Source organism: Rubrivirga sp. SAORIC476, assembly GCF_002283555.1.
GTDB lineage: Bacteria > Bacteroidota > Rhodothermia > Rhodothermales > Rubricoccaceae > Rubrivirga.
The window spans coordinates 247,671-274,440 of sequence record NZ_MVOI01000015.1 but is presented as its reverse complement, the minus strand read 5'-3'; the positions used below and the strand labels follow the sequence as shown (position 1 = coordinate 274,440).

Here is a 26,770-nt window from a genome sequence, read left to right as displayed (position 1 = left end):
CGTCCAGCTTCCGATCTCGGCCTTCTACGACGACAACTCGTTCAACGTCGGCTCGAACGACGGCTTCGACTTCTCGCGCGTCAAGAACGTGGTGATCGCGATGGGCGGGCTCTACGGCCCCGGCTTCGCCGTCTCCTTCGATGACTTCGCCTTCGCGACGGCCGGAGATGTGGCCCGTGAACTCCCGCCGGTCTTCGCTGGGGCTCCGGTGACGTTCCCGAACCCGACGGCGGGGCACGCGACGGTGACCTTCGACCTGGCCACGGCCTCCCGCGTGTCGGTCGACGTGGTCGACCTGCTCGGCCGCCGCGTGGCGACGCTGGCCGACGGCCCGCAGGCCGCGGGTGAGGTCCGCCTCGCGGTGCCCACGGGCACGCTCGCGCCGGGCGTCTACCTCGTCCGCGTGGCCACCGAGGCGGGCATCGCCTCGACGCGCCTGACCGTGGTTCGCTAGCCCCCGGGTGTCTGCTGCGTGGCCTGGCACGGGTCGGGCCACGCAGCGACCCCTTCGTTTTACCGACCGACTCCCATGGCGACTCTGGCTCTTCGTCGCACACGGCTCCTCCTGAGCATCGCACGACCCTTCCGTCCGCGGGGCGGTCGTGCGATGCGCGGGTGGCCCGCGGTGCTGGCGCTCGCGCTCGGCCTCTCGGTCGGCACCGCCTCGGCGCAGGCTCCGGCCGGTGGGGAGGACCTCCTCGGCCTCGACAGGCCCGAGGAGGCGCTGGATCTGGCGTCGCCCACGCCGCTCGCCGTCTCAGACTCCGTGCTGGACGGGCGCGGGCTGCGTCTGGATCTCACCGAGTCGCTCGACCTCGGGAGCGCTTCCGACCAGGCTCCCGTTCCGACTGTCCGTGAGCCGCTGGCGCTGGACTTCTCGTCGATGACGGACGCCCTGCCGGACGACACCACCGAGGTGTTGCGGGAGCGTCCGCAGCCGCTGACCGTCTTTGGGTACTACCGCCTGTTCCTGTACGGGCGCAACATGACAGAGCCGTACCCCAACCTGGCGCCCTTTGAGCGGGCCTATGGGGTCGGCGACGGGTACCGCGAGCCGATGCTCTCGGTGACTGTGCTCGGCCGCCCGAACGGGCGCTCCAGCTTTGCGACGGAGCTGTTCGTGTACACCCCCTACGAGGGGACCGAGAACGAGAACAACACGATCTCGCTGAACCTCGGCGTCAACTTCTACGGCAACTTTCGGACCGAGGCGGGCAACTTCGGGGTCCGCGCAGGTGGCATCCACTGGTACAACCTGAGTCCGTTCACCATCGGCGTGTACCAAGTGCTGGACCGCTTCTCGATCTTCGACCGGACGCCGTGGGAGGGCGTCAATGGGTCGGTCAAATACGACAGCTACTTCGAGACCGGGCAGGCCAACCCCGGTGACCAGCGCTGGAACTACCAGGCCTTCCAGGGGCTCATCCTCGACGGGCGCGAACTGCCCGGCGGCATCGGCTTCGACGCCTTCTTCGGCAAGACCCAGCCCAACGGCGGCCTGCCGGGCGCGGCCACCGACCCGACCACGACCGTCCCCGGCGGCGGCACCTCGGGCGGCGTGCCGACCTACCTGGACTTCAGCGGCGAGGCGCGTGCGCTGCCGAGCTTCATCGGTGGCGGGCGGCTGCAGCGGGCCTTCGGCGACAACCTCGTCGCGCTCAACTCGATCTACAGCTACCGGACGCTCGACAGCCTGACGGCCGAGCGGCGGCAGTATCAGGTCCACACGGCCAACTTCGACGCCAACGCGTTCGGCGTCAACGTGAGCGGCGAGCTGGGCGCGAGCCTGTTCGAGAGCCCCGCCTATGACTCGAAGTGGGGAGAGGCGCTGATGCTGCGCGCCAAGGTGCCCGCCGAGCGGACGGTCTTCCCTCTGGACGTCCAACTGTACCAGGTCGGGCGTCACTTCTACAACGAGAACGGCGAGATCGCGACCGGCAACAACCCACAGCTCCGCGCCAACGCGGGGTGCGAGGTGGCAGCAGGCGACGGCGGCGTGGGGGGCGTCATCACGCAGGTGAACCAACTGGCCCACAACCGGCGCGGGGTCAACGTCAACACGGGATGGCGGGGCGGACCGGCACAGTTCGGGGTCGGGTGGGGGCTGGCCCACGAACTGGCCCCGACCACCTCGGAGCTGTCGTACGTCCACCGCGTCAACGGGCTCGCGCTGTCGCGGATCTACAACCCATTCCCGGAAAACGCGACCTGCGCGACCCAGTTCGGCCCGCTCGGGCGTCAGTACTCGTTCTTCCGGGGCGTCTTCGAGCGCGTCCAGACGACCGACGTGGACCCGGTGTCCGGCACGGCGCTCAACCGCAAGTTCTACCACGCCGTCGACCTGACGGGCAAGGTGCGCGGTCGCCTGCTCGACCGCAACCTGTACCTGTTCTACCTGGGCAGCTTTGGCTCCGCCAACCCCAGCGCGCAGGCGCTGCCCCGTGACGACGACACGTACCTCTTCGTCCAGTACCACGAGTTCGACCTCTACGCCGAGATCACCGACCGCTTCATGCTGACCGGCTACCTCGGTCTGGAGAACGCCCGCGGCGGGCGCTTCACTGAGCTGAGCGACGAAACGGGCCTGCCCCGCGACCAGGTGGCGCGCGGGATCGGGGTCGGCTTCGACTGGACCCTCGCCCCCAACACGGGGCTCTACGTCCGCCACCGATGGATGGACTTCGAGGACCGCAGCTTTCCCCTGGACACCTACCAGGGTCGGGAGATGACGGTCGAACTCAAGATCTTTATCTAACCGCCCGCGGCATGCGACTCTTCCTTCGACCGAGCCTGCTCCTCCTGACGCTGGCGCTTCCGCTGGCGGTCCCGCTGGACGCCTCCGCCCAGGGAGCGCCCGAGGCCACCGCGCCCGGCATCCGGTTCAACGGCCTGGGCCGGACCTACCTCCAGCAGACCGACCTCGGCGGCGCGGTGATCGACAACGACACCCTGACGTCGGACCGGCTCACGGACGGCAACTTCTTGCTCGACCTCGCAGTCAACGCGCAGCCCAACCGCGTGACCGAGGTGCAGGGCGTCGTCCGGCTCCGCAACGAGTTCGGCGGCTTCTTCGGGGCGGGGGCGACCGTGGAGATCCGCGAACTGTGGGCGCGCGGCATCGTGGCCGACGCCGTCCGCTACCACGTCGGCGACATGAACCTCGCCCTGACGCCTTACACGCTCTTCCTGTCCGACGAGGACGGAACGGTCAACACGCCGGAGGTTTTCCAGGCGCAGCGCGAGGTGATCGACTACGAGAACTTCTACACAGGAGACAACGAGCGGCGCCTGCAGGGCGCCAACCTGGACTTCGGGCTGGCCTTCGACCAGGCCGTCGAGTCGGTCGACGCGAAGGTCTTTCTCGCGCGTCTTCGGGCGACCGACTTCCGCACGCGTCCCACGCGTCTGATCGGCGGCGGGCAGCTGGGCCTCACGTCCTCCCGCGTCGGCCCGTACGACTCACAGGTCCGCCTCGGGACGACGCTCGCCAGCACCTGGGACGACCTGGAGTCGGGGGAGGCGACGCTCGGCATTCGCAACCACGTCCTGACCTTCGACGCGGACGTGACGCTCCTCGGCAACGGGCCGGTGGCGCTCAACCTCGTCGGGGAGGCGGGCAGCTCTGACGTCGAGCGCGTCCAGCGCGTGCCCGAGGCGGAGACGCAGCCGGACCCGCTGGTCGAGAGCTCCGACACGTTCTTCGAGATCGGGCTCCGGGCCGCGCACGCGTCCACCGGCTTCGGCGGGTCCGTGATGTTCATCGACGTGGGGCCGGAGTTCTACAGCGCCGCCGCACAGAGCAAGCGGGTCGACTACACGCGCTCGCTGAGCACCTTCAACCGTGTCGGCAGCGGGCGAGCCCAGCGTCGGCTGAGCCTGTTCGACCTGTCGCGCGATGCGGGGATCTACACGTCTCAGGTGGGCGACCAGCTGATGGCCTACGACCCGCGCTACAGCAACGTGCTGCCCTACGGCCGCGCGACCCCGAACCGCCGGGGCGTCCGCCTCGACGCCGACTACGCCCCTGTCGACGGGGCCATCGCGGCATCCGTCGGCCTCGACCTGCTCACCGAGATCCGCGGCCAGGGCACGACCGAGCTGAAGGACTTCGTGAGGTTCCGCGCCAGCGCCGACGTGCCCGTCGGGCGCCTCGCCGGGCTGGACCGGATGATCGGGCTCACGTTCGGGACCCAGGTCGAGAACACCAGCCGCGGCGGCAACGAGTTCGAGGTCGTGGACCTCACGTCGGTGCTGCTGGAGGCGGGCCTCGCCGCCGAGGTCTACGACCGCCTCGACGTGCTCCTCGGCGCCACCATCCGCACCTCCGACGGGCGCGACTACGTGCCCCAGATCGCGGACTTCAACGTCGTTCGCGACTTCCCTGCCCCGTTCGTGACCAACGACAGCGAGTCGCTCCTCGGCGCGGGCCTGCGCTACCGGTTCAAGGAGGATGTCTACCTCACCGTCCAGGTCCAGCGCTTCTCGTACGGCCGCGACGCCACCCCGGACGCCGACTACGATCTCGGGCAGGTGTTCGCTCTCTACAGCATGTCCTTCTAGCCCGTCCGATGATGTCTCACTCCCACACCCTCTCCTCCCGGACGCTCCGAGCCGCCATGCTGGCGCTCGTCGTCGGCGTCGGGGCCGCGGGCTGCGACCACCTCACCGACCCGGCCGGGCCCAACCTCACCGACCGCTTCGGCGACTTCAACTTCGTCGAACCCGTCGCGGCGTCCCAGCCGACCGTGGACTTCGCCGGGGGCGAAGATGTCGCGTTCTCGGCCACCTTCAACAAGCAGGCCGCGTGGGTCCTGCTGATCACCGGCCAGGAGAGCGGCGCCGTCAAGCGGATCGAGGGCTTCTCGAACGTGCTCGACGCCACCAACGCGACTTGGAACGGCGGGACTACCGAGCTCCCCTTCTTCAAGGACGAGACGGTGGACGTGGCGCTGTTCGTCCCGTCGGAGGAAACCGACACGCTCCGGACGACGGTCGAGGTGGTCTCCCCGCGGACCTACCCGGGCAACGTGTTCGCAGACTTCGAGGGCGGCGAGAACATCTCCATCGGCAACTTCGAGTTCGAATTCCAAAACGCGGGCATCACGGCCGAATTTGCCCCTGGGCAGGGAGATGGCTACTTCGTGCTTCGAGGCACCGAGCCCCCGTCGGGCGGCACCCGCAACTTCTTCGTGGGCTTGATCGACATCCGGCCGGACGGCAACGGCCTCTTCCCGGTCCCGACGACGGTCCCGGAAGACCTGTACTTCAACTTCCTGCTCCGCGGCTACGGCACCGATTACACGATCGCCGTCATCCAGCTGATCGTGGACGCCAACGGGACCGGGGCCTACGAGCTCGACCGCGACTTGGCGGTGCCGTTCGGGGACATCCCCGTCGACTTCGAGGGCTGGAGGCTCTTCAGCAAGCCCGTGAGCGAGATCGGCGACGGAGGCATCACGCAGGAGCAGGCGGCCAACATCGTCGGGGTGCGCGTCGTTCTCATCTCTGACAACAACGCCCAGCCCTCGACGCCACTCCAGGTCGCGTTCGGGATCGACTACATCACGTTCACCTCGGGCGGCCCGCTGGAGCTCTGATGCGTACCCCTGCCATGCCTGATCGCCGTCTCTCTTTCTCCGCGCTCGCCCTTCTGGTCGTCGGGCTCCTCAGTTCCGGCTGCGTCCAGTTCCAGACGGCGACCCTCTACGATGGCTTCGAGCCGGTCGCAGCCCCCGAGCGGCCCCGGACGCTGGCGCTGGCCGTCGAGCCGTCCATCTTCGCGGATCAGAACGACGACACGGTCTGGTTCCAGGACGACGCCAACTGCACGCAGGGCGAGGTCACGTCCGACGTGGTCTACGACGGGCAGCGGGCCGTGGCCGTCTCCTGGGACCGCGGTGCGGAGGGGTGCAAGTGGGCAGGCCTCGGCTTCGGCTGGGACAACTGGGTGGGCAAGGACATCTCGGAGATCCTCCCGTACGCGGCCATCCAGATGCGCGTCCGCGCGAAGGAAGGGCGGATGTTCGGCCTCCCCATCGTGCTGACGCTGGAGGACTACTCCGGGGGCATGGGGTTCGCCTACACCGCCAACCGCTACTTCGAGCGGACCTTCATCGACGAGGAGTGGCAGACGGTCACGGTGCCGCTGTCGGCGTTCGACCTGGAGGTCGAGAACCTCGACCCGACCAACGTCAAGCAGCTCATGTTCGAGCTCCAGCAGTCGGGCAGCATCTACATCGACGACATCCAGCTGGTCTTCTACGAGGAGCCGCCGCTGGAGCCGTGGATCACCGTCGACCTCCGCCCCGACCCGACCGCGCTCCCGATCCAGCTCTTCGGCGACGCCTTCATCAACGACGACGGGTGGGGCCTCGTCACCGATGCCTGCCAGTCGATCGAGCCCACCTCGGCGGATCCCTCGCAGGGGGAGACGGCGCTCCGCCTCCGGTGGGATGTTACCGACCCGCAGTGCTACGAGGGCGCGATGGGCGTGAGCTGGGACAAGTGGTACCCCATCGACATGACGCCGGTCGCGGCCGGCGCGGCGATCCAGTTCGACGTACGGTTGCCATCCGGCACGTCGTCCCAACTCCCGGTCCGCGTCGCGCTGGAGGACTACAACCGCCAGCTCTCGCAGATCATCCTCGACGGCCGCTTCGTCGCCTCGGGTCGGTTCACGAGCGAGTGGCAGACCGTCACGATCCCGTTCTCGGAACTGCGTGGCGGAGGGCGCGAGCTGGCCGCGGCTCCGGCGACCGTCGGCAACCTACCGGCCTTCCAGAATGGCGCCGACCTCAGCAACCTCAAGGAGCTCGTCTTCTTCCTGGATGACGCGGGCGAGGTCCTGATCGACAACCTCCGCCTCGTCCGCGCCGAGTAGTCTCCCCGCCCGGTCAACTCCGCCCCTCCTGTCATGCGACACGCTCCCTTCTTCCTCGTTCTCGCTCTCGTCCTGGCGCTCCCCCCCGCACAGGCCCAGGAGCGCGACGACCGTTCCACGACAGAGCGGCCCGCGTCCTCCGGCGTCATCGAGAGCGGCCCGCGCTTCGAGGGCGCGATCCCGGTGGAGCTTCAGCAGGGCGAGGACGGGTCCTGGACGCTGCTTCGGGGCGGAGAGCCCTACTACATCCGCGGCGTCGGCGGCGTGACCTACCTGGACGAGGCCGTCGCGGCGGGCGCCAACTCGATCCGCACGTGGGGCGCCGGCGAGGCCATCGGGATCCTCGACGCCGCGCATGAGCGCGGGCTATCGGTCGTCTTCGGCCTGTGGGCGGGGCAGGAGCGCCAGGGGTTCGACTACAACGACGGGCGTGCCGTCGCCGCGCAACTGGCGCAGTTCCGCGAGGTCGTTCGCGAGTACAAGGACCACCCGGCCATTCTGATGTGGGGGCTGGGGAACGAGAACGACCTCTTCTACACCGACTTCAAGGTGTGGGACGCGCTCAACGACATCGCGGAGATGATCCACGAGGAGGACCCGAACCATCCCGTGATGCACGTCACCGCCGGGCTGGACGTGGCCGAGGTGCAGCTGATCATGGAGCGGGCGCCGGCCATCGATGTGTACGGCATCAACACCTATGGTGAGCTGGTGGGGGGCACGAGTGATCTCCGCTCGTATGGGTACGAAGGGCCGAGCGTCGGCGTGCAGCTTCGGCGCGCGGGCTGGGACGGACCGTACGTGATCGCCGAGTGGGGTCCGGATGGCCACTGGGAGGTGCCCAAGACCGCATGGGGCGTGCCCATCGAGCAGACCAGTCATGAGAAAGCGCAGATGTACCGCATCCGCTACGAGCGTGGCATCGCCGCCGACCCCGTCTCCTGCATCGGCTCGTATGCCTTCCTCTGGGGCGACAAGCAGGAGACCACGCCGACCTGGTACGGCATCTTCACGCCGGGCGGGTACGAGACCGAGGTGCTGGACGAACTCCAGTACCTCTGGACCGGTGCCTACCCTGAGAACCGCGCGCCCAGCCTCACCGCCTACACGGCCAACGGCCAGGACCGGTACGCGAGCGTCTTCGTCGACCCTCGCAGCCAGGTCGCCTTCGAGGCGACGGTCACCGACCCGGACGGCGACGAGCTCCGCTACGAGTGGGAACTGCTTCCCGAGAGCACCGACATTCGCGCGGGTGGCGATGCGGAGACGCGTCCGGACGCCGTCCGCCTCGACGTCGTCCGCCGAGACAGCGGAGCGCTCACGATCCGCGCGCCGCGTCTTGAGGGCCCGTACCGCATGTTCGTCTACGTGTACGACGGCAACGGCAACGTCGCGACCGCCAACCTTCCGTTCCACGTCGGCCGCCTGCCCGAGACGGCCGCACGCTAGCCGACGGCGTTCTTCCTGATCCACGATTCTTCTGTCTCCATGTCGTCCGCCTTCTTCCGCCCCGCGCTCTTCGGCCTGATCCTGCTGGGCACCGCGTCCGGCTGCGACAACTCGGTGGATCAGGTGATCCCGGACCCTGAGGCGACGCCCGCGGGCTGGTCGCTCGTCTGGGCCGACGAGTTCGACGGGACCACGCTGGACGGCTCGAAGTGGACTCTCCAACTCGGCGACGGCTGCCCCAACCTGTGCGGCTGGGGCAACAACGAACTCCAGGTCTACACGCCGGACAACTACACAGTCGCCGACGGGCTGCTGACCATCACGGCGCGCGAGGAAGGGGAGGGCGCATACACGTCCACCCGGATGACGACCGACGGCAAGGCCGACTGGACGTACGGGCGCTTCGAGATCAAGGCCAAGCTGCCCGAGACGCAGGGCCTGTGGCCCGCCATCTGGATGTTCTTCAGCGAGGACACCTACGGCGGGTGGGCCGCCAGCGGCGAGATCGACATCATGGAGAACATCGGCAGCCGTCCGGACGAGGTGTTCGGCACGCTCCACTACGGCGCGCCCTTCCCGGGCAACGTGTTCTCCGGGGACGAATTCCAGCTCGCCGCAGGCACCTTCGCCGACGACTTCTTCGTGTTCGCCCTCGAATGGGAGGAGGGCGAGATCCGGTGGTACGTCAACAACGTGCTCTACCAGACGCAGACCTCCGACGACTGGTACACCACCGGCAGCGACGACCCGGCGGCGCCGTTCGACCACGCCTTCCACATGATCCTGAACGTGGCCGTGGGCGGCAACCTGCCTGGCCCGCCGGACGCGACGACCGTCTTCCCACAGTCGATGCAGGTCGACTACGTCCGGGTCTACAAGCGCGACGCGTAGGGGGGCGGTCCGCCTCGGTGCCCCCGCAGAGCGCCCGAGGCGGGCGGCTCAGCGGGTGGGATGGAGGTCCACCTCGATGCGGACGTAGGCGCCGGAGCGGCCGAAGACCTCGGCGCTGATCTCCGGCGAGAGCGCGTCGCCGTCGATCTCCGTCACGCTCCCGTCCGCGCCGACGATGCGGAGCGCCGACGTTTCGGCGCGGCGGTAGATGACCGGCATCTGGCAGTACGTGAACCCGAGCTGCCCCATGCCCAGGTCGAGCGTCTGGCTCTGACCGTGCACGTCGACGAACGAGAACGTCATCGGAGCCGTCAGGAACTCGTCGGCGCGCAGGAGGACCGGGCGGAAGGCGATCTGGCCGTCCTCGATGCGGACACCCAACTCGCCCCAGCGGCACAGGATGTCCTCCTTGACCTGGCCCGTCATGCCGGGCTGCTTGGCTCCCGCGTGACCGGGCGTGTGGGAGTACGCGTCGGCCGGGAAGGCGCCGTACTCGGCAGGCGTCTTGGCGACGCCCAGCCCGGCGCGAATGTCGTAGTACGCATCGCCGAGCCGCTGGAGCACGTCGCCATCGGCGCCGTCGTCGTGGGCGCGGAGGGCGGTCTCCAGCGTGGCGAGCGCCAGCTTGGAGACCATGTGCCAGTAGATGCTGCCCAGGCCCTCATAGCCGAAGAAGGTGCCGGAGCGGCCGGTGTAGGACCGGTGGTCGAAGACGGCCTCGAAGGCCTCGAGGACCTGCCGGGCGTCCGCCTCGGTCACCGCGCGGCCTGTGTGGCGAAGGGCGTCGAGCGCCGCCTGTACGTCCGTCTTGTTGCGGAAGGCGCCGTTGAAGTGGACGCCGCCGCGCACGTCGCGCACGACCAGCGACCGGTCGCCGTCGGCGAGCAGCGCCTGGAGGAGGGGAGACGCCGCGACCGCGTCCGCCGGGACGTTGTTCTTGTCGAGGAAGGAGGGAAGCTCGCGGTCCGGGTAGAGGCGGTAACTGTGCTGATCGGGACGGTAGATGGCGCTCGCGCGGAGCGCCTCCAGCGTATCGAGCGAGTCCTCGGGCGAGAGGATGCCCGCGTCGAGCGCGGCCACCTGGCCCTCCAGCATCGGGTAGAGGTGCCCGACCGAGACCCCGTCGCCCTGCGCCGACATCAGGTTGTAGGCATGGAAGAGGCCGTCGTCGCGGCGGTTGACCGCGATGGTGTGGTCCGCGACCGCCTGCGCGCGGTCCATCAGGGTGCGGACGGCGGCCACCGGCACGGTGCGGACGTCGCCGGAAAGCCCGGTCGCATAGAGCGCCTCGCGGTAGGCGGAGCCCGCCTCGCCGAGCGCGTCCACGACTCGCTTGCGCTCGGCGTCGGTGAGCGCGCGGTCAGTGAGCGCGGCGTGGTCGGCGAACGCACGCGAGACGGCGTCCAGCAGGTCCGCCACCTCGGCCGAGAGCTCGACGGCGTCGTCGGGCGCGGCCTCGAAGAGGTCGCGCAGGACGTCCAGCATGCGACGGAGCGCGAACAGCGTCACCATCGAGACGCCGTAGCCCACGAGGGCGTTGTTGGCGTCGTTCCACTCGGGCCGCTGGGTGTTCATCCAGACGCCGCCCTCGGGGATCAGATTGGTCAGCTTGGCGAGCACGGGCACCAGGAGCTTCTCGGCGAGCGTCACGAGGCGGACCTCGCCGTCGGCGTCCCAGAGCAGCTTGCCGTCCGCCCCGACCGCGCGCACGCGGCGCTCGATCTCCGCCTCCAGGTCGGCGTCGAACACGACCGTGTCGTGCGGATCGCGGAGCAGGTCGGCGTACGGCTTGATGCGGTACGGGACGTTGGCGTAGCTGAAGAGGCGCCGCGAGAGGAGCCCTTCCAGCCTTCCGGGGTGGTGCTGACGCGACAGCACAAGCAACCGGAGCAGGTAGATCAGCTGGTGATCGCCCCAGTAGCCGATGTACGACCACGGGTCGTCGGGCTCGATGGTCTCCCAGTCGATGCCCTCGTCCGTGATGCGGTACGGGTTGTAGCCGTCGGCCGTGGAGGCATTGACGAACGTCGCGATGATGCCTTCCAGGTAGCCGGGGTACGAGCGGCCGAGCGCCTCCCAGTTCTGGAAGATGTCGCGCCAGTTGCCCTCGTACCCTCGCTTCCAGTCGCCGTCGTCCGTCTTGATGTCGATGGAGAAGTGGTTCCAGGGGCGGCTGGGGTCGCCGTGGCGGCGGCTGAAGCTGAGCGGCAGGTACGTCGCGCAGAGGCGCTGCATCTGGGGGCCCGCGTCTGCCGCCATCGCGTACAGCGCCTCGATGGTGACGCGCTCCGGGAGGGCGTCGAAGAGACCGGCGTGGGCGCGCGCCAGCGGCGCGTTGTGGTGGGCGACGTACGCCCGCACGTCCTCCCGGACGACGCTGTAGCCCTCGTCGAAGACGCCGCCCCGCATGATGTTGAACAGCACGTTCATGCGGTGGCGGGCCGTGGTCATCGGCTCGCCGGTGACCTGCTCGCCGTCGGTGCCCGCGACGAGCTGGCGGAGCCGCTCTGTGCCCGCCTCGACGTCCGCGTGGACCTCCGCGTGGAGCGCGTCCGGGTCTGCGAGGCGGTCGGCCAGGGCGATCACGTCGGCGGCGTCCTGCTCGATGTCGGCCACGAGGTCCCAGGTCTGCGCCTCGCCCGCGGCGAGGGCCAGCGTCGCCGCGACGAAGTACGCCCCGCGCTCGGCGCGGACGGCGGTCTCGGTCTCGACGGCCTTCCCGAGGCGGAAGCGGTCTAGCTGGCGGGCGGAGAGGAGCACCGCGTCGGGCGTGAGCCCGGCCGACCAGACGGTGGTCGCCTTGAGCGCCTCGCTCGGCTCGGCGCGGTCGACCGGGATCGCGCTCAGGAGAAACAGCCCGAGCGTCGTGTCGGGCACGAGTTCGCTCTTCTTGTACGCGTCGGCCAGGTTGCTGCGGACTGCCTGAAGCTCACGGATGAGGCCGTACGGCATGAGGTTCTGGACGCCGTCCAGCACGCGCACCGAGACGGCGGCGTCGCCGTGAGCGACCAGCTCGGAGGTGCGGACGAAGCCGAACCGCTCGCTGGTGGTCCAGGTGACAGCGAACGTCAGGCCGAGGTCGTCGTTGGCCTCCTCGAAGCGGAGACGGTCTCCCCGGAGCGTCTTGGTCAGGCTCCGGCGGGTCGCGTACAGGCCAGCGTACCGGTCCGAGAAGGGCTCCCAGAGGGCGGTCTGTGACGCCCCGTCCCCCTCGCCAGACCGCGAGACGAGCAGGAGGGTCTTGCTGCCCGTCCGGTCCTGCGCGTCGTGGATGCGGTCGACCGTCTCGTAGGGGAAGAGGGCGTGGTCGGGGCTGCAGCGCCCCGCCGTGAGCCCGCCCGTGCTCGACGCGAACAGCCAGTGGTCGGCGTCGCTGACGACGGTGACGAAGAACGGCGCCATCCCGTCGACGTGGTCGATCCGGTAGGCAGGGTGCCCGTCCATCTCCACGAAGGACCCCGCGACCGCGCCCGCATCGGGGTGGACCGGAGCGGAGCCGACGACGAGGCGGGGCACGGGACCGTCGGGGTGAGTGGGCGGGGCGGGGGCGTGCGGTCTAGAAGTCGCCGACATAGAAAGGGATGTTGGCGTGGGCTGCGTGGCCCTGGCCATCGTACACGTTGACAAAGAGGCGGTAGGCACCTGTCTCGGCGGGTGCGGTGACCGAGACCTGCGCCGCGTCGGTGGGCGCCACGGCGCCGGTCAGGAGTTCGGGGACGGATTCGTCATCGCCGCCCTCGCTGAGGTCGGTCTGCTCGCGGCGGACCTCCCACTCGTAGCGGAGGCCGTCGCCGTCGGGGTCCGTCGAGACGACCGCCGCCGGGACCTCCTGGCCAGCGGCGAGCTGGATGGCGTCCGTGGCGACGCGTCCGTCGAGGGTGAGCGACTCCAGGCGCGGGGTCCGGTTGGCGAGCGGTTGACCGGTCCAGAGCGTCTCCATCACGTCGACCGCCTCGGTCTGCTCGCCGGTGGGCATGAACATGCCGTACCAGGTGGGGGTGCGCTCTTGCTTCTGGCCCCAGAGGAAGACGTACGAGCCGAGGATCTGGGTCGTGTCGGACGCGATGGCGGTTTCGTAGCGGGTGCGGTAGAGGTCCGCCTTGACCGAGCTGTTGTTCTCGATGGGGGCGCCCCAGGGCGTCTCCTCGACCTCCCAGTGGCCGGTCGCGCCCCACTCCGTGACCATGTAGGGGCCGGTCCAGCCCGCATCCGCGATGCGCTGCGGCAGGTTCTCGATGTCGGCGTAGAACTGGACGCTCAGCAGGTCGAGGCTCGGTGCGCGCACGCGGATCTCGTCGACGATCTCCTTGCTCACTCCCGCGAGCATGGTCGTCGTCGGGTGGTGGGGGTCGACCTCGTGGATCATGTCCGAGATCTGGCCGACCGCGTCCCACACGGCTGGGTTCTCGGCGCCCAGGTTGAGCTCGTTGCCGATGCCCCACATCAGGAGCGCCGGGTGGTCCTTGAGCGCCTCTACCTCCTCGCGGACGCGCGCCAGCTGCTCGGCGACCGCCGCCTCGTCGTCGTAGTCGAACCCGAACACGCCGCGGCCCTGGCCCTCACGCTCCCGGGCGATCTCCAGGCCCATCGTGACCATGAGGCCGTGCTGGTGGGCTTCGTCCAGGACCTCCCGCGCGGTGCGTTCGCCGTTGTCGGTGCGCCACGTGCGGAACGAGTTGCCGCCGTGCCCGGCGAGCGCCGCGATGTCGCCGAACTCCAGCCCGGCGCCCTCGATGAAGAAGGGCGCCCCGTCGACCAGGAGCTGGTAGCGGCCGTCCGTCTGGACGACCTCGACGTGCGCGGGCCCGTCCGCCTCGGACGACGGAGCCGCAGGGGCGGCAGGCTCGGAGGCGCAGGCCGCAAGGAGGGCGACGGCGCCCACGAGGAGGCCGAGGCGGGCGGGGAGGACGGGGCGCATCGGGACGCGGGGGTGGGGTGAAGCAGGTCGGGAGGAAGGGAGGACGGCTCCCCTACACGGGCGTGGCGGCGAGCGACGAACCCGGCGTGCGGACGAGCTGGGCCTCCAGCTCTTCGAGCGATTTGCCCTTCGTCTCGGGCACCACCAGCACCACGAACACGAGGCCCGCCGCCGCGATCGCGCCGAAGATGGCGAACGTCGTCGCGGCGCCGAGCGCGGCCAGCTCGACCGGGAAGAGCTGCTGGACGCCGAAGCTCACCGCCGAGTTGATCAGCCCGACGAACGAGATCGCGAGCCCGCGAATCCGGTTCGGGAACAGCTCCGAGAACAGCACCCACATCACCGGGCCCAGCGAGACTGCGAACGAGGCCACGAAGCCCAGAATGCCGATCAGGATCAGCATCGGGTTCATCGTGATGGCGGACGTGATGAGGGGCGCCTCGTACTCCGTCGCGGCCGCGACGCCGATGGCGTCCTGGAGGGCCGTCTTGAAGGCCACGTCGTTGTCGAACGTCTGCCCGATGAGCGGCGTGAGCCCGTCGCCGCCCGACGCGACGATGGCGGGGGCATCCGGACCGAGCGTGTAGGTGGCGTTGCCGAAGCCGTAGGCGAGCAGGCCCATGGCCACCGTGATGCCGATCAGGCCGCCGATCAGCAGCGGGCGCCGTCCCAGCCGGTCGATCAGGGCGATGGCGAGGAGCGTGAACACGAGGTTGATCACGCCCACGAAGATGGCCTGCACGAACGACGCGTCCGTCCCGATGCCCGACTGCTCGAAGATGGTCGGCGCGTAGAAGAACACCGCGTTGATGCCCGTGGCCTGCTGCACGATGCCGATCACGGCGCCGATGGAGAGCACGAGCCACATGGGGCGCGAGAAGAGGGTCTTGAGCTTGCCGATCAACTGCTCGGCCCAGATCCAGGCCCGAGGCGTCCCACTCTGGAGGCGCTTCTGAATGCGGGCGTCGGCCTCTGCCTGCTCCGCTCGCTCCTGAGCCGTGCTCTGCTCGATCTCGTTGATCTCCTGCGTCGCAGCCACACCCCCGACGGCCATCTTCATGATCGGCAGGGCCTCGTCCCGGCGCCCCTGCATCAGCAGCCAGCGGGGGCTCTGCGGCACGAAGAACAGCCCGACGAAGTACAGGATCGCGGGCAGCGTTTCGAGCCCGAGCATCCACCGCCACGGGCCGTCCGTGAGGCCCAGCGACTGCGCCCAGGCGGCAGGCGAGTCGGCGAGCTGGAGGATGAGGAAGTTGGTGAAGAAGGCAACCGTGATGCCGATCACGATGTTCAGCTGATTGAACGAGACCATCTGGCCGCGCATCGCCGGCGGCGCGATCTCGGCGATATAGAGCGGCGCGATGATGAGCGAGGCGCCCACGCCCAGCCCTCCGATCATCCGGGCGGCGACGAGGAACCCGAACGAGGGGGCCAGGGCCGACGCGATGGCTGAAATCGCATACAGGGTGGCCGCGAGAAACAGAATCTTGCGGCGGCCAAACCGGTCACTGAGCGGCCCCGAGACCAGCATCGCCAGCGTCGCCGTGAGCGTGAGCGAGGAGACGGAGAACCCGAGCTGGGCCTTCGTGAGCGCGAACTCGGTCTCGATGAACCCGACGACGCCGGAGATCACGGAGGCGTCGAATCCCATCAGGAAGCCACCCAGCGCGACGATCAGCGCGGTTCGGATGACGTAGAAACGATTCGGCATGGGCGTATGGGCGGAGGGGGCAGGCCCCGGGAGGAACAGGCGTCCAGTCGTCGGCCGGAGGGACGGCAGGGCTCGGGCTGAAAACGTTTTCAGGCGAAACTATGATAGGCTCTGGGGCCCCTGCACGCAAGCGCTTCCAGCCCGTTGGGTGGCTCTGCACCTTCTGGTGGGGTGTGCGGCCAGCCTCTTGCAATTCCGCCGCTTGCACATGCTCGTGCCGCCGCGCCCCTTTCCTCCTCGACATCCGTGCAACAGAGGGGGAGAAGGGGGGGCGCGAGCCACGGCAGCGGCTCAAGTCCGGCCCGTCCCCTGATGGGGTCGAGGCCATACGGTGACCAGAAGGACGGTGCCTGTGCGTCTCCAAAGGGCGCGGCAGAGTGGTTCGCAGGCTCCGCTCTATGTTGTGGGCGAACCGGCCGCATGTCTCGACTCGGGTTTCGCTTGAGGTTCGGTCGTTACCCCTCCAGTGAGGAGCCTGAGGGCAGGTCGAGGGCCTCCACATTCCGCTCTGCTCCGATGCGCTTCGTCCCTGCCTCCCTGTTTGGCACGCTCACCCTGTCTCTGCTGGTCGCAGTCCCATCGTATGCCCAGTCGACCGAGGTGGCGAGGCTCGCCCCGGAGTCGCTGCATCGATCGGCGGGAACGTCCGTCGCGGTGGAGGGGGAGCGTGCCCTGGTCGGGGCGCCGGGCAGCACCCTCGTTCCCAGCCTGGTGGCTGTGTTCGAGGCCGTCGACGGGGACTGGGTCGAGGTGGCCGCCCTGACGCGCGCCGACCTGGGGGGAACCGAGGCCTTCGGGAGCGCCGTGTCGCTGGCCGGAGACCTCGCTGTCGTGGGGGCTCCCGATGACGTCGTGGGGGGCTCGGTGACAGTATTCGCACACGCGGGCGGGGCGTGGGCCGAAGAGGCCGTCCTCTCGATTCCCGGTGGAGCCGACGGGGACGACTTCGGCGGCACGGTCTCGGCGTCAGGGGACCGCGTGGTGGTCGGGGCAAGCGGGGCGGGCGACGGCGGAGCGGCGTTCGTGTTCGCCCGGTCGGGAGGTGCCTGGGAACTGGAGGCCACGCTGATGCCCGCCGACCTGGAGACCGGGGATCTCTTCGGCGGGTCTGTGGCACTCGACGGGTCGCGCGCGGTCGTCGGAGCCATGTTCGACGACGACGCTGGCGCCGCCTCGGGGGCAGCGTACGTGTTCGACCTCGTCGGCGGTGTCTGGACGCAGACGTCCAAACTGACGGCCTCCGACGGGGCGATGCTGGACTTCTTCGGCGCCTCGGTCGCGCTATCGGGCGACCTGGCCCTCGTGGGCGCCACCGGGGACGACGACGGCGGGAGCGGCGCGGGAGCCGCGTACCTCTTTCGGTTGTCGGGATGCGGGACGACGTGCACGCAGGAGGCAAAGCTCCTCGCTGCAGATGGCCGGGACTTCGACGACTTCGGGTGGGCGGTGGCGTTGACGACCGAGCAAGCCCTCATCGGAGCGCCCCGGGACGACCGCGGAGGGCTCGACAACGCAGGGTCGGCGTACGTCTTCGACCTCGATGGGTGCGGCGCCGTCTGCACGGAGACCACGTCTTTGATCGCCTCCGATGCGGCGTCGGCGGACCTGCTCGGCTTTTCTGTGGCGATGGCGGGAGACGTACTGCTGGTCGGGGCGCCCGGTGTGGTCGGCCTGTCCGACGACAGTGCCGGGTACCTGTTCGTGCTCGGTCCCAACACCCAGCCCGTCGCCGATGCCGGGCCGGACCAGCGGGCCGTGACCGGCCAGACGGTCGCCCTCGATGGGTCGGCCTCGTTCGACCCAGACGGGGACCCGCTCTCCTATGCCTGGACCGCCGACGGCGTGGTCCTCGTCGGCGCGGACACCGCGACGCCTAGCTTCTGCGCTCCGGCGCCGCCCTTCTTCCCGGTGCCGCTGGGAGTCCGCCCGATGCTCACGGTCAACGACGGCACGCAATCGTCGACTCCCGACGAGAGCCTGGTGCTCGTCTACTCGGTCGACGGGGCGCAGGGCCAGCTTCAGGACGAGACCGCGCGACTGTTCTCGACGGGAGACCTGACGCGCGCGCAGGCAGGGGCGTTGCTCCGTTTTCTCCGCCAGGTCAGGGTGGCGATCGGGCGCGGCCTGGATCCCACGCCGCCGGTCGCGGCCTACCAGGACGCCCTGGAGGCCTTGGTCGATTCAGGGGACCTGACCGCCGATCAGGTGGCGCCGCTCGTGTCCCTCTCGCAGAACCTGACCGAGGCGGTGGTTTCTCCATGCACCGCTTCGGAGGATGCGCCGCGAGTCTCTCGCCGGGCGGCGGCTTTGGATGCCCCCTTCACCGTCTCGCCGAACCCTTTCCGCGGCTCGGCGCGGGTGTCCTTCCACCTCGACGGGGCCACCGAGGTGCGCCTGGTGGTGATGGACGTACTCGGCCGCGACGTGGCCGTGCTGGCCGACGGGCCGATGGCCGCCGGTCGCCACGAGGCGACCCTCGACGGGACCGGCCTGCCGACGGGCAGCTACGTCCTGCGTCTGACGGCGGATGACGGGCACGCGGTGGTCCGCCGGGTCACGCTGGTGCGGTGACGCGTCCTCTCGGCGGGGCGACGGGAGGGGCTCGGTGCGTTGCGGTCGATCACTCGCTGTGCGCGCTCCCCGGGGTTCGCATCGAGGCGGGCGGGTCAGTGACGAGCAGCGTCCGGGGTGTCGAGCGAGACGAACGCGAGCCCGTTGTTCGAGACCATCGGGACGACGAGCTGGTCCGCCCCGGCGTCGTAGCACATCGAGGCGCCGCCGGGGATGCCGCGGGCGATGAGTGCCGCCGCCTCACCCGGCCGGAGGCGCGAGACGCCGCCCTGCGTGACGCTGGACACGTACGTCGTCCCGTCCGGCCTGATGACGAGCCCGTCGCTCCCCGGCTGCGCCGCGCGCCGCGTCTCGACGAGGTCGCCCGAGGTCGAGAAGGTGAGGACGGCGTCGTCGCCAAAGTTGGCGACGACGAGGCGGCCTGCGGGGTCGAGGGCGATCCCGTTCGGCAGGTTCAGCGGCGCGCCCTCCACCACGACCGAGACCCCCCCGTCCGGGGCGATCCGGTAAACTCGGAACGTCGCCGGGTCGGGGTCTGGCCCGAGGTCGCCAGTCTGTGTGGCGTAGACCGTCCCGTCGTCCGCCACGGCGACGTCGTTGATCCAGGGTGACTCTGCGATCCGCGTCTCGCCGAGGGGCGCCCCCGTCCGCGCGTCGAACCGGCGGACGACGGCCATGCTCGGGTCGTCCGGGCCTGCGCCCCCGTCGCGGTCGGCGACGGTTAGGACGCCGCCCGCGATCTCACTCCCCAGCGGGTCGTTGAGCACGAGCGGCGGCGTGAGGTCGGCGCGCTGGTCCGGTCGCTGGACGCCGATCCACCGGGCCGTGTGGACCGATCCGTCGGAGCGCACGAGCGAGACCCAGGCGTCGTTGGCCTGGACCGCCTGCGGGACGCCGCGGTTGACGACGGCGATCAGCCCACGCTCGGCATCGTACGAGCAGCTCTCGGCGTTGACGATGGCGCCGTAAACTGTGACGTTGGACGAGACCGCCTCGAAGCCGTCCGCACCGGGCACGCCGAGCGAGTCGCCGACCGCGAACGGCGGAGCCTCTTGCGCGCGCGCGCCGCTGGCGGCGAGTGCCAGGAGGATGAGGACGGCGAGGCGGAGGATGGATTCCATGGCGAGGCTCTCGGGGCGTCTGGTGGAGTCGGTCGAGGAGGGTACGCGGCCTACGGCGCGATCCGCCACAGCTCCCCCATGTCCGTGACGACGTACAGGAATCCGTCGGGCCCTTCGCGTACGTCGCGGATGCGCTGCGACCGGTCGGCGAGCAGGTGCTCCTCTCCGACCACCCGGCCCCCTTCGATCACGAGCCGCACCAGGCGCATCCCCCGGAGCGCGCCGACGAACAGGCTGCCGCGCCACGCCGGGAAGGCATCGCCGTCGTAGAACTCCGCGCCCGACGGGGCGATCACCGGGTCCCAGAAGTACACCGGCTGCTCCAGCCCGTCGCGCTGCGCCTCCGCCCCCGAGGCCGGGCCGCCCTCGTAGGTGATCGGGCCGCCCTGGTAGTCGATCCCGTAGGTGATCAGGGGCCAGCCGTAGTTCGCCCCCGCCTCGACGAGGTTGACTTCGTCGCCTCCGCGAGGGCCGTGCTCGATCACCCAGAGGCGGCCCTCCGCGTCGAGCGCCGCGGCCTGGGGGTTCCGGTGGCCGAGCGACCAGATCTCGGGCCGCGCCCCCTCTCGGTCTACGAAGGGGTTGCCGGGCGCCGGCGAACCGTCGGGTTGGATGCGCAGCACCTTCCCGAGATGGCTGTCGAGCTGTTGCGCCTGGTAGCGCGTGGTCGTGTCCGAGCGCTCGCCCACCGTGACGAACAGCGTCCCGTCCGGCGCGAAGGCGAGCCGCGAGCCGAAGTGGAAGCTGTTGTCGTAGGTCGGCTGCGTCCGCAGGATGACGCGCACCTCGTCCAGGCGCGTGCCGTCCGGGGCGAGCACGCCGCGCGCGACGCTCGTGCCGTTGCCGCCCTCACGGGGCTCGGTAAAGGACCAGAAGACCGTCCGGTCGGCCTCGAAGGTGGGACTCAGCGCGACGTCGAGGAGGCCGCCCTGACGGTCGGCGTCCACGGCGGGCACGCCGCCGATCTGCGGGCCGACCTCCCCGCTCGCCGAGACGATCCGCATCCGGCCGGGCTTCTCCGTGACGAGGAGCGCGCCGTCGGGGAGGGGCTCGACGGCCCACGGGCTCTCGAGCGCCGTCGTGAGGACGGTGACGTCGAAGGCGACGTCGGAGGCGACGCCGCACGCCCGCGTCTGGCCCGCGAACGCCGGTTCGTACTGGGGCGCCTCCCGTGGGAGCGTCTCCAGCGGCTCGCAGTCTGCGGCCGGGCCGTCGGCCGCGCTCGTCGGGGACTCGGCCTGCGCGGTCTCGGGGGGCGCGTCGCTTTGCGGACCGCACCCTGCGACGAGCACGGACGCGAGTGCGCATACGGTGAGCAGTTCTCTCATGGGGGCCTGTGGGGGTGAGGGGGCTACAGGGTCAGTTCTCTTGAAACGCCTCGCGAGCGAGGCCGACGGCAGTGACAGCGCTCGGCCATCCCGCGTAGAAGGCGAGGTGCGTGATGGCCGCGACCACCTCGTCCTCGGTCGCCCCGTTGCGGAGCGCGAGGCCGAGGTGAGACCGGAGCTGGTCGGGCCGGTCGAGCGCGACCAGCGCGCTGACCGTGACCAGACTCCGGTCGCGGGGCGAGAGCGCGGGGTCGGCCCAGACCTGTCCGTAGAGTACGTCGTCGGTGAGGTCGGCGAGGGCCGGGGCGATGTCGCCGAGGAGCTGCTGGGCGCGCGAGGGCTCGTCCGCCTTGGGGGCGGGCATGGCGCTCGCCGCGTACTGTGCGTCGGTGACCGGTTCCATCCACTCGGTCGCCACTCCTTCGGCAGGCCTCTCGACCGTCGCGACGTGCGTCATGGGCGCGTCCGGTCCGGCGCCGTGCCAGTGCTTGACGCCGGGCGGGATGGAGGAGGACCTGGCCAGCGACCTCGGCATGAGCACGCCGACGTTCTACCAGCGCTTCAAGGACGTCACGGGCCTGACGCCGCTCCGGTTCCAGAAGGAGGTGAGACTCCAGGAGGCACGACGGCTCCTGCTGGTGGGCGGCGCCGACGCGGCGACTGCCGGGTACCGGGTCGGCTACAACGACCCGTCGCACTTCAGTCGCGACTACAAGCGCCCGTTCGGCGAGCCGCCGATGCAGGACGTCGAGCGCGTCCGCGAGACCGCGGACGCCGGAGCCCTCGACTGACCCGCCTCGGTGCCGAGGCGGGGGAGACGCAAACGAAGAACGCCGGCCCAGGCGTCTGGACCGGCGTTCGGTAGTAGCGGGGGGGGGATTCGAACCCCCGATCTTCGGGTTATGAGCCCGACGAGATACCACTTCTCCACCCCGCGGTGTGGAGTCCCATGATACCGGTATGTGCGGCCCCTCGCAAGCGAATGGCGTGGAGCGGCGGTGAACTCGGGCGGCGGCCCGCAGAGAAGCGCGGTGGGAATGCGCGGCCCGGTGTGCGCGCATGTCCCCTCGTCGCGGCTATCTTCATCGGACTTCCGCAGCACCCCGTTTCGCTTCATGGCCTCCGTCCGTCCGTTCCGGGCGCTCCGACCCGCGCCCGAACTCGCCGAGCACGTCGCCTCCGTCCCCTACGACGTCGTCTCGGTCGACGAGGCCCGCGCACTCGCGGCGGGCAACGAGCACTCGTTCCTCCACGTCGTCCGTCCCGAGATCGATCTGCCCGAGGGCACCGACGAGCACGCCGACGAGGTCTACGCGAAGGGCGCCGAGGCGCTCCGCGCGCTGGTCGCCTCCGAGGCCTTCGTCCGCGACGACGCGCCGCGCCTCTACGTCTACCGCCTCGTCATGAACGGGCGGGCGCAGACCGGCATCGTCGGCCTCGTGTCTGCCGCCGAGTACGACGCCGACGTCATCCTCAAGCACGAGAACACTCGCCCCGACAAGGAGGACGACCGGACGCGCCACCTGCTGGAGCAGCGGGCCCACGCGGAGCCCGTGATGCTGACGTACCGCGGCGACGACGCCATCGACGCGGCCGTCGCCGAGGCGATGGAGCGCGAGCCGCTCTACGACTTCCGGGCCAAGGACTACGTCGAGCACACCGTCTGGGCGCTGCCCGACAGTGAGGCTGTCGTGCAGGCCTTCGCCGACGTGGACGTGCTCTACGTCGCCGACGGCCACCACCGCAGCGCCGCCGCCTCGCGGGCGGCCCGCGACCTGCCCGAGGTGGAGGAGGCCGGCCACTTCCTGGCCGTCCTCTTCCCGTACGACGACATGGAGATCCTGCCGTACAACCGGATCATCAAGGACCTCCCCGTGGGCAAGGGCAAGTTCCTCGACCAGCTCCGGCGGCGGTTCGACATCGAGGAGGCGCTCTTTCCGGACCCCGAGGACTACGGCCTCGTGGCCTTCTACCTCGGCATGGACTACGGCTGGCACACGCTCGCCCTGCCCGAGACCCAGCGCGACGGCGTCGCGGACACCCTCGACGTGGCCCGCCTCGCCGAGTTCGTCCTCGAGCCGATGCTCGGTATCACCGACCCGCGGACCGACGAGAACGTCGGGTTCGTCGGTGGCATCCGCGGCACCGAAGAACTGGAGCGGCTGGTGGATGCCGGCGAGGCCGACATCGCCTTTTCCATGTTCCCCACCTCGCCCGACGAACTCCTCGACGTGTCCGACGCTGGCGAGCTGATGCCACCCAAGTCGACCTGGTTCGAGCCCAAGCTTCGCAGTGGGCTCCTGGTCCACACGTTCTGGGGCGAGGACGCGTGAGGGGGGACGGTCTGCGTTGAACGTGGAGGCGAACCCCGTCGCACCCTTCCTCTCTCACTTGCCAGCTCCATGACCGTCCTCGTCGCTGACGCCTTCTCTGCAGACGCCCAGGCACGTCTGGCCGACGCTGGGCTGACAGTGATCGACCGCCCCGGGCTCTCGGGGGAGGACCTGGCAGCGGCACTGGCCGAGCACGACCCCCAGGTGCTCGTCGTCCGCTCCACGAAGGTGTCGGCCGAGGCCATGGACGCGGCGCGCGGCCTGGAACTGATCGTGCGCGCCGGGGCGGGCGTCGACACCATCGACGTGGCGGGGGCGTCCGAGCGCGGCATCTTCGTCGCCAACTGCCCGGGGAAGAACGCGGCGGCGGTCGCCGAGCTGACCTTCGGCCTGTTGCTCGCGCTCGACCGGCGCATCCCCGACAACGTGATCGCGGCGCGCGAGGGGCGCTGGGACAAGAAAGGCTTCTCCAGCGCCCGCGGGTTGCGGGGGCGGACGCTCGGGGTGCTCGGCCTCGGCAACATCGGCCGCGAGGTCATCACGCGCGCCCGCGCCTTCGGGATGCCGGTGGTCGCCTGGAGCCGGTCGCTGACGGCCGAGGCAGCCGCGGCGCTCGGCGTCACCCATGCCGCGACGCCGCTCGACCTCGCCCGCCGGTCGGACGCCGTGAGCGTCCACGTTGCCTCGACGCCGGAGACGCGCCACCTCGTGGATGCCGACTTCCTGGCCGCGATGCCGGACGGGTCCACGCTCCTCAACACGTCGCGTGCCGAGGTCGTGGACGAGGAGGCGGTGGCCGAGGCAGTGCGGGCCGGGCGGATCCGCTATGCCACCGACGTGCCCGCGGGCGAGCCCCAGGCCAAGACGGGCGACTTCGCGCACCCGCTCGCCGACGCGGCCTACATCACGCACCACGTCGGCGCGTCGACGGACGAGGCGACGGAGGCCATCGGCCAGGAGGCGGCGCGCGTCATCCTGGCCTACGCCGAGACGGGCCGCGTGGACAACGGCGTCAACCTCGCCGCCCAGACGCCCGCGACCCACCTGCTCACGGTCCGCCACCTCGACCGCGTCGGCGTGCTGGCGGGCGTGCTCGGCGAGATCCGGGAGGCGGGATGGAACGTGCAGGAGATGGAGAACCTCGTCTTCGAAGGGGCCGAGGCCGCCTGCGCGCGCCTCCGCATCGAGGGCGACCCGGACGAGGCCACCCTCGACCGCATCCGAGCCGTGGACCACGTCCTCAACGCGACCGCGATCGCGCTGTGAGCGACCTCCTGATCGGCTCCATCGGCAACCGGCGCGCTCCTTCGCGCGAGGCCCTCGACAAGGCGCACCGCCTCGCGACCACGGCGAGCGTTCTGCTCGGCGTCTACCTGGCGGCGCTGCTGGGCAGTGTGGCGTGGTACGCGCTCAACCCGTTCTACGTGGGCCGAACGCCCGACATCGTCATCGGGATCGCCTTCGTGGTCGCGGCCATCGCGTTCGCCTCGTGGAAGGTGGCCGCGTACCGCCTCGTCCCGGACCTCTCCGGCGCGCCCGCGGATCGCACCCCGGGCTGGGCCGCGGGGGGATACTTCGTCCCGGTGATGAACCTGTGGGTGCCGTTTCAGATCATGGGCGAGATCCGCGACTCGGGAGATGCACGGGCGCTCGACAGCGCGCGCCTCTTCGAGGTGGGGCGCCGCCTCCCGCTCGGGGTCTGGTGGGCGGCCTGGCTCAGCGCAGGCATCGTCGAGCGCATCCATGGCCGGATCCCAGAACCCGCGATGCCCTCGACCGGCTACGTCGTGTTCAGCATGCTGTCGGTGCTGCTGATCGTGGCGATGACGGTGGCCGCCATCCTGGTGGTCCGCCAACAGGACGAGGGGCAGCAGGAGGCGGCGGAGGTGCTGGCCCGCCTGGAGGCCGAGGCGTCCCCGGCCGCAGGGTGAGCGTCAGCGCTCGACCGGCGCGCCCGCCTCGACGAGATCGCTGTACCCGCCCGCGTTGATGACGGTCTGGAAGCCCATGCCCTCCAGGACCGCCGCCGCGCGGCCGCTGCGGACGCCCGAGGCGCAGTACAGGTAGACCGGCTCGGACGGGTCGAGAGCTGCCATGCGCTGCTCGAACTGGCCGTCCATCACGTCGGCGTGCAGGGCACCTGCGACGTGGCCGGAGGCGAACTCGTCGGACGTGCGGACATCGACCACCGTGGCGCCCTGGGCGATCGCAGAGACCGCGTCGGGTGTGGGCACCGACTCGCCGCCGGTGAGCGTGGTGTAGGCGATGATGAGGCCGACGGCGACGACGGCCAGGATCAGGAAGGTGCGGAGCATGGCGTCCAGAGGGTACGGGCGAGGGCCAACGTACGGCCATCGCTCGCACGTCGAAGCTGGTGGAATCGATGGCCTTCGATGAGTGGACCGGCCTCGCTGACCACCTTGTCGCCGTACACCGCCTCGGACCGGTAGAGCACCTCCACCTCGCGGAGCCCGGCATCGTCGGGGAGCCCTTCGAGCATCCACTCCACGAAGCGCACGTTGTTGGCGTGCCCGACGCGGTCGAGGTCGGACCGGCGGACGGCGAAGGGGGTCGAGTGCTCGACCTGGGTGGGGGTCTCGGGCGGCTCGTCGAAGGTGAGGGCGCGGGACTTGCCCGCCGCTGCGAAGCCTTCCATCGCAGCCGGGAGGCGCACCGGGCGGCGGCGGTCCACGTCGATCAGAAACCACAGGCTCGTGGCGGCCGCCAGCAGGGCGCCGTCTGCGCCGGTGACGCGGAAGTCGCGGGAGGCGCGGAGCCCGTCCATCGCGGACGGCCACGTCTCGACCGCGATCTGCTCGCGCATCGCCGGGCGCCGGTGCATCACGACGCGCAGCCGCGACAGGACCCAGGTCGCCCAGCCGCCGTCGGGCAGCGGGAAGCCCTCCCGATCCGACGCGCGGGCGTGCTCGCCCGCGGCCTCCTGCAGCAGGTCACAGACCGTCAGGACCGAGGCCGTCTCGTCCGGGCCTACCTCGTAGGCGCGGATCGAGAACGGCTCGGACCACACGAGCGGATCGTCGGTCACGACGAGAGCGTCGCCTCGAGGGTGATGTCGGCGGCGCGGAGGACCTTCGAAAGGGGGCAGGTCTCCTTGGCGGTCGTCGCGATCTGCTGGAACTCATCGTCCGACATGCCCGGCACGTCGGCTGTGAGGACGAGGTGGATGGAGGGGATCTCGAAGCCGCCCTCGACCTGCTGGAGATGGACCTGGGCGGTCGTCTCGGCCTTGGCAGGTGGGTGGCCTGCCTCGGCGAGCATGTGGGAGAGCTGCATCGTGAAGCAGGCGGCGTGCGACGCGCCGAGCAGTTCCTCGGGGTTGGTGCCGGTGCCCTCCCCCTTGAAGCGGGTGTCGAAGGAATAGGGCGTCTCGTCGAGCGTGCCCGTCTCGGTGGAGATGGCGCCGGAGCCGTCGGAGAGGGCGCCGGACCAGTGGGCGGAGGCAGTGCGAGTCATCATCAGAAGGGGAGGGAGAGTGGAGCCTGCGAACGATGGCCCGGTGGGGCAGGGTCCGGGCAGGCGTCGTTCCCTCTCGTCGGGGGGCTCGCCG

21 protein-coding genes and 1 tRNA gene are annotated in these 26,770 nt (G+C 70.2%); 12 read left to right on the top strand and 10 right to left on the bottom strand.

Annotation, left to right across the window (positions count from 1 at the left end; all coding sequences use genetic code 11):
* From B1759_RS18885 to B1759_RS18855, 7 genes are all read left to right on the top strand, one after another.
* Positions 1-454, top strand: a 454-nt coding sequence (locus B1759_RS18885; RefSeq protein WP_143537498.1) for a T9SS type A sorting domain-containing protein, incomplete at its 5' end; no start/stop codon positions are given.
* 153 nt (positions 455-607) lie between these two features.
* Positions 608-2,755, top strand: coding sequence for a hypothetical protein (locus tag B1759_RS18880; RefSeq protein ID WP_095516625.1), 2,148 nt, complete (start codon positions 608-610; stop codon positions 2,753-2,755).
* Positions 2,756-2,766: 11 nt separating this feature from the next.
* Entirely contained in the window at positions 2,767-4,560 is a 1,794-nt protein-coding gene (locus B1759_RS18875; RefSeq protein WP_095516624.1) for a hypothetical protein, read from the top strand.
* An 11-nt stretch (positions 4,561-4,571) separates the two neighbouring features.
* The gene (locus B1759_RS18870) at positions 4,572-5,597 is read left to right on the top strand and encodes a hypothetical protein (protein ID WP_143537497.1); all 1,026 of its coding nucleotides are present in this window, start codon (positions 4,572-4,574) and stop codon (positions 5,595-5,597) included.
* Positions 5,598-5,611: 14 nt separating this feature from the next.
* The gene (locus tag B1759_RS18865; protein WP_095516622.1) at positions 5,612-6,880 is read left to right on the top strand and encodes a hypothetical protein; all 1,269 of its coding nucleotides are present in this window, start codon (positions 5,612-5,614) and stop codon (positions 6,878-6,880) included.
* A gap of 33 nt (positions 6,881-6,913) precedes the next feature.
* The gene (locus B1759_RS18860; protein WP_095516621.1) at positions 6,914-8,329 is read left to right on the top strand and encodes a glycoside hydrolase family 2 TIM barrel-domain containing protein; all 1,416 of its coding nucleotides are present in this window, start codon (positions 6,914-6,916) and stop codon (positions 8,327-8,329) included.
* A 39-nt stretch (positions 8,330-8,368) separates the two neighbouring features.
* Positions 8,369-9,220, top strand: a complete 852-nt coding sequence (locus tag B1759_RS18855; protein WP_095516620.1) for a family 16 glycosylhydrolase — start codon at positions 8,369-8,371, stop codon at positions 9,218-9,220.
* A 48-nt stretch (positions 9,221-9,268) separates the two neighbouring features.
* Here the strand turns inward: B1759_RS18855 and B1759_RS18850 are convergent, their stop codons facing one another.
* From B1759_RS18850 to B1759_RS18840, 3 genes are read right to left on the bottom strand one after another with little or no spacing between them, the layout of a single operon-like run.
* A complete protein-coding gene (locus B1759_RS18850) occupies positions 9,269-12,736 on the bottom strand; it encodes a hypothetical protein (RefSeq protein ID WP_095516619.1) in 3,468 nt (1,155 codons plus the stop codon).
* Between the two features lie 40 nt (positions 12,737-12,776).
* Positions 12,777-14,138, bottom strand: coding sequence for a glycoside hydrolase family 2 TIM barrel-domain containing protein (locus B1759_RS18845; protein WP_095516618.1), 1,362 nt, complete (start codon positions 14,136-14,138; stop codon positions 12,777-12,779).
* Between the two features lie 52 nt (positions 14,139-14,190).
* Entirely contained in the window at positions 14,191-15,849 is a 1,659-nt protein-coding gene (locus B1759_RS18840) for a sugar porter family MFS transporter (protein ID WP_095516617.1), read from the bottom strand.
* A 516-nt stretch (positions 15,850-16,365) separates the two neighbouring features.
* On the opposite strand from B1759_RS18840, the gene B1759_RS18835 reads away from it, so the two are divergent.
* Positions 16,366-18,420 (top strand): PKD domain-containing protein, encoded by a 2,055-nt coding sequence (locus B1759_RS18835; RefSeq protein ID WP_158225350.1) that lies wholly within the window; start codon positions 16,366-16,368, stop codon positions 18,418-18,420.
* A 95-nt stretch (positions 18,421-18,515) separates the two neighbouring features.
* Here B1759_RS18835 and B1759_RS18830 read toward each other — a convergent pair whose 3' ends face one another.
* From B1759_RS18830 to B1759_RS18820, 3 genes are read right to left on the bottom strand one after another with little or no spacing between them, the layout of a single operon-like run.
* Positions 18,516-19,541 (bottom strand): SMP-30/gluconolactonase/LRE family protein, encoded by a 1,026-nt coding sequence (locus B1759_RS18830; protein WP_095516615.1) that lies wholly within the window; start codon positions 19,539-19,541, stop codon positions 18,516-18,518.
* A gap of 50 nt (positions 19,542-19,591) precedes the next feature.
* Positions 19,592-20,869: a PQQ-dependent sugar dehydrogenase gene (locus B1759_RS18825; RefSeq protein ID WP_095516614.1), complete on the bottom strand. Its 1,278-nt coding sequence runs from the start codon at positions 20,867-20,869 to the stop codon at positions 19,592-19,594.
* Between the two features lie 31 nt (positions 20,870-20,900).
* A complete protein-coding gene (locus tag B1759_RS18820) occupies positions 20,901-21,326 on the bottom strand; it encodes a carboxymuconolactone decarboxylase family protein (protein WP_095516613.1) in 426 nt (141 codons plus the stop codon).
* On the opposite strand from B1759_RS18820, the gene B1759_RS18815 reads away from it, so the two are divergent.
* The gene (locus B1759_RS18815) at positions 21,232-21,660 is read left to right on the top strand and encodes an AraC family transcriptional regulator (RefSeq protein ID WP_198949027.1); all 429 of its coding nucleotides are present in this window, start codon (positions 21,232-21,234) and stop codon (positions 21,658-21,660) included. The two genes, B1759_RS18820 and B1759_RS18815, sit on opposite strands and share 95 nt — an antisense overlap.
* Positions 21,661-21,734: 74 nt before the next feature.
* Here B1759_RS18815 and B1759_RS18810 read toward each other — a convergent pair.
* Positions 21,735-21,806: transfer RNA gene (locus B1759_RS18810), tRNA-Met, on the bottom strand.
* A gap of 178 nt (positions 21,807-21,984) precedes the next feature.
* Here B1759_RS18810 and B1759_RS18805 point away from each other — a divergent pair.
* The 3 genes from B1759_RS18805 (at position 21,985) to B1759_RS18795 (ending at position 25,133) form a co-directional block, all read left to right on the top strand.
* The gene (locus tag B1759_RS18805; RefSeq protein WP_095516611.1) at positions 21,985-23,202 is read left to right on the top strand and encodes a DUF1015 domain-containing protein; all 1,218 of its coding nucleotides are present in this window, start codon (positions 21,985-21,987) and stop codon (positions 23,200-23,202) included.
* A gap of 69 nt (positions 23,203-23,271) precedes the next feature.
* Entirely contained in the window at positions 23,272-24,468 is a 1,197-nt protein-coding gene (locus B1759_RS18800; protein ID WP_095516610.1) for a 3-phosphoglycerate dehydrogenase family protein, read from the top strand.
* Complete coding sequence (locus tag B1759_RS18795) at positions 24,465-25,133, top strand: DUF4328 domain-containing protein (RefSeq protein WP_158225349.1); 669 nt, start codon at positions 24,465-24,467, stop codon at positions 25,131-25,133. Before B1759_RS18800 ends, B1759_RS18795 begins: the two co-directional genes overlap by 4 nt.
* Positions 25,134-25,136: 3 nt before the next feature.
* On the opposite strand, the gene B1759_RS18790 is transcribed toward B1759_RS18795, so the two are convergent.
* Genes B1759_RS18790 through B1759_RS18780 form a run of 3 tightly spaced genes read right to left on the bottom strand, consistent with a single transcriptional unit; the run spans position 25,137 to position 26,679 of the window.
* Positions 25,137-25,517, bottom strand: coding sequence for a rhodanese-like domain-containing protein (locus tag B1759_RS18790; RefSeq protein ID WP_095516608.1), 381 nt, complete (start codon positions 25,515-25,517; stop codon positions 25,137-25,139).
* Positions 25,499-26,248 (bottom strand): acyl-[acyl-carrier-protein] thioesterase, encoded by a 750-nt coding sequence (locus B1759_RS18785; protein ID WP_158225348.1) that lies wholly within the window; start codon positions 26,246-26,248, stop codon positions 25,499-25,501. The genes B1759_RS18790 and B1759_RS18785 overlap by 19 nt, the downstream gene beginning before the upstream one ends.
* Complete coding sequence (locus B1759_RS18780; RefSeq protein ID WP_233134447.1) at positions 26,245-26,679, bottom strand: OsmC family protein; 435 nt, start codon at positions 26,677-26,679, stop codon at positions 26,245-26,247. Before B1759_RS18780 ends, B1759_RS18785 begins: the two co-directional genes overlap by 4 nt.
* Positions 26,680-26,770 lie beyond the last annotated feature (91 nt).

Coding starts and splice junctions, on each gene's coding strand:
- B1759_RS18880 (WP_095516625.1), top strand. CDS start 608: ATGCGCGGGTGGCCCGCGGTGCTGGCGCTCGCGCTCGGCCTCTCGGTC.
- B1759_RS18875 (WP_095516624.1), top strand. CDS start 2,767: ATGCGACTCTTCCTTCGACCGAGCCTGCTCCTCCTGACGCTGGCGCTT.
- B1759_RS18870 (WP_143537497.1), top strand. CDS start 4,572: ATGTCTCACTCCCACACCCTCTCCTCCCGGACGCTCCGAGCCGCCATG.
- B1759_RS18865 (WP_095516622.1), top strand. CDS start 5,612: ATGCCTGATCGCCGTCTCTCTTTCTCCGCGCTCGCCCTTCTGGTCGTC.
- B1759_RS18860 (WP_095516621.1), top strand. CDS start 6,914: ATGCGACACGCTCCCTTCTTCCTCGTTCTCGCTCTCGTCCTGGCGCTC.
- B1759_RS18855 (WP_095516620.1), top strand. CDS start 8,369: ATGTCGTCCGCCTTCTTCCGCCCCGCGCTCTTCGGCCTGATCCTGCTG.
- B1759_RS18845 (WP_095516618.1), bottom strand. CDS start 14,138: ATGCGCCCCGTCCTCCCCGCCCGCCTCGGCCTCCTCGTGGGCGCCGTC.
- B1759_RS18840 (WP_095516617.1), bottom strand. CDS start 15,849: ATGCCGAATCGTTTCTACGTCATCCGAACCGCGCTGATCGTCGCGCTG.
- B1759_RS18835 (WP_158225350.1), top strand. CDS start 16,366: ATGCGCTTCGTCCCTGCCTCCCTGTTTGGCACGCTCACCCTGTCTCTG.
- B1759_RS18830 (WP_095516615.1), bottom strand. CDS start 19,541: ATGGAATCCATCCTCCGCCTCGCCGTCCTCATCCTCCTGGCACTCGCC.
- B1759_RS18825 (WP_095516614.1), bottom strand. CDS start 20,869: ATGAGAGAACTGCTCACCGTATGCGCACTCGCGTCCGTGCTCGTCGCA.
- B1759_RS18815 (WP_198949027.1), top strand. CDS start 21,232: ATGGCGCTCGCCGCGTACTGTGCGTCGGTGACCGGTTCCATCCACTCG.
- B1759_RS18820 (WP_095516613.1), bottom strand. CDS start 21,326: ATGACGCACGTCGCGACGGTCGAGAGGCCTGCCGAAGGAGTGGCGACC.
- B1759_RS18805 (WP_095516611.1), top strand. CDS start 21,985: ATGGCCTCCGTCCGTCCGTTCCGGGCGCTCCGACCCGCGCCCGAACTC.
- B1759_RS18800 (WP_095516610.1), top strand. CDS start 23,272: ATGACCGTCCTCGTCGCTGACGCCTTCTCTGCAGACGCCCAGGCACGT.
- B1759_RS18790 (WP_095516608.1), bottom strand. CDS start 25,517: ATGCTCCGCACCTTCCTGATCCTGGCCGTCGTCGCCGTCGGCCTCATC.
- B1759_RS18780 (WP_233134447.1), bottom strand. CDS start 26,679: ATGATGACTCGCACTGCCTCCGCCCACTGGTCCGGCGCCCTCTCCGAC.